The sequence below is a fragment of the Prevotella sp. KH2C16 genome (assembly GCF_900113305.1).
GTDB lineage: Bacteria > Bacteroidota > Bacteroidia > Bacteroidales > Bacteroidaceae > Prevotella.
Window position 1 is genome coordinate 1 of record NZ_FOOW01000048.1, and the last position, 2,152, is coordinate 2,152.

General features: G+C 60.4%; 2 tRNA genes and 1 rRNA gene. All 3 read right to left on the reverse strand.

The window, feature by feature from the left end:
- Positions 1-48: 48 nt before the first annotated feature.
- A tRNA-Ala gene (locus tag BM114_RS13935) sits at positions 49-125 on the reverse strand.
- A 20-nt stretch (positions 126-145) separates the two neighbouring features.
- A tRNA-Ile gene (locus BM114_RS13940) sits at positions 146-219 on the reverse strand.
- Between the two features lie 147 nt (positions 220-366).
- Positions 367-1,895, reverse strand: a 16S ribosomal RNA gene (locus BM114_RS13945).
- Positions 1,896-2,152 lie beyond the last annotated feature (257 nt).

A 2,152-nucleotide genomic window follows, 5' to 3' on the forward strand; every position in this document is an offset into this window, starting at 1 on the left:
CATGTCAAAGATCTTACGTCGCGGCGGCCCCCAAGGGACACGCCGGAATGGTGGAGAATAACGGATTCGAACCGTTGACCCCCTGCTTGCAAAGCAGGTGCTCTAGCCAGCTGAGCTAATCCCCCGGGGAAACGGGAAAGGGACGTAGTCCCAGGCAGACTTGAACTGCCGGCCTCCACATTATCAGTGTGGCGCTCTGACCAACTGAGCTATGGGACTGGGTCAGGCCGGGCACCGCCCTCGCTCCCGGAATCAATATCCTAAAAAAGAGAGAGACTGCATGCACGGGCTCCCTGCGGGCTGAGCCGCATGAAGCAGGTACTGCCAGGTACCACTTAAAGGAAGGCCATCGGGGACGGTCTCCAGAAAGGAGGTGTTCCAGCCGCACCTTCCGGTACGGCTACCTTGTTACGACTTAGCCCCAATCACCGGTTTCGCCCTAGGCCGACCCTCGCGGTCACGGACTTCAGGCGCCCCCGGCTTTCATGGCTTGACGGGCGGTGTGTACAAGGCCCGGGAACGTATTCACCGCGCCGTGGCTGATGCGCGATTACTAGCGAATCCAGCTTCGCGGGGTCGGGTTGCAGACCCCGGTCCGAACTGAGGCCGGATTTAGGGATTGGACCGGGCTCGCGCCCGGACGGCTCTCTGTACCGGCCATTGTAACACGTGTGTAGCCCCGGACGTAAGGGCCGTGCTGATTTGACGTCGTCCCCACCTTCCTCGCACCTTGCGGCGGCAGTGTCTGCAGAGTGCCCGGCACCACCCGATGGCAACTGCAGAGAGGGGTTGCGCTCGTTATGGCACTTGAGCCGACACCTCACGGCACGAGCTGACGACAACCATGCAGCACCTTCGCAGAGGCCCCGAAGGGCATCTCCGTCTCCGGATCTTTCCTCTGCAATTCAAGCCCGGGTAAGGTTCCTCGCGTATCATCGAATTAAACCACATGTTCCTCCGCTTGTGCGGGCCCCCGTCAATTCCTTTGAGTTTCACCGTTGCCGGCGTACTCCCCAGGTGGGATGCTTAACGCTTTCGCTTGGCCGCCGGCACCAAGTGCCGACGGCGGGCATCCATCGTTTACAGCGCGGACTACCAGGGTATCTAATCCTGTTCGATACCCGCGCCTTCGAGCATGAGCGTCAGTTGCGCTCCCGCCGGCTGCCTTCGCAATCGGGGTTCCTCGTCATATCTAAGCATTTCACCGCTACACGACGAATTCCGCCGGCGTCGCGCGCACTCAAGCCCCCCAGTACGCGCTGCACGCCGGGCGTTGAGCGCCCGGGTTTCACAACACGCTTAAGGGGCGGCCTGCGCTCCCTTTAAACCCAATAAATCCGGATAACGCCCGGACCTTCCGTATTACCGCGGCTGCTGGCACGGAATTAGCCGGTCCTTATTCGCGCGGTACCTGCAAAGACCCACACGTGGGCCACTTTATCCCCGCGCAAAAGCGGTTTACGACCCGTAGGGCCTTCGTCCCGCACGCTACTTGGCTGGTTCAGGCTACCGCCCATTGACCAATATTCCTCACTGCTGCCTCCCGTAGGAGTCTGGTCCGTGTCTCAGTACCAGTGTGGGGGACCTTCCTCTCAGAACCCCTACCGATCGAAGGCTAGGTGGGCCGTTGCCCCGCCTACTGCCTAATCGGACGCATCCCCATCGCCAAGCGGAATGCCTTTCGTCCTCGTCAGATGCCCTCCAAGGACCGCATAGCGTATTAGTCCGCATTTCCACGGGTTATCCGCTGCTTGGCGGCAGGTTGGATACGCGTTACTCACCCATTCGCCGGTCGACGCCCGGGAAAGCAAGCTCCCCCGTCGTTTCCCCTCGACTTGCATGTGTTAAGCCTGTAGCCAGCGTTCATCCTGAGCCAGGATCAAACTCTCCATTGTAGAATGGTCTGTCCCTCTCGTGTCCTTGAGGGAAATGATTTCCTTCAGAACCGGCTCGACGAGCTTTCCTTGTCTCGGACATCCGTCCCGCCAAAGGCCTGGGCCTCCCGCCGGACGGACTACCTGCGTTCCTCCGCTGACGCTCCGCCAGAGGCGGAGACAGCGGCGTACTGCCTGTCTCTCTCCATGTAAACCTTTCAAAGAACTTCGTTTCCATCCGGCTACGCCCCGAAGGGCGAAAGCGAGTGCAAAGGTAA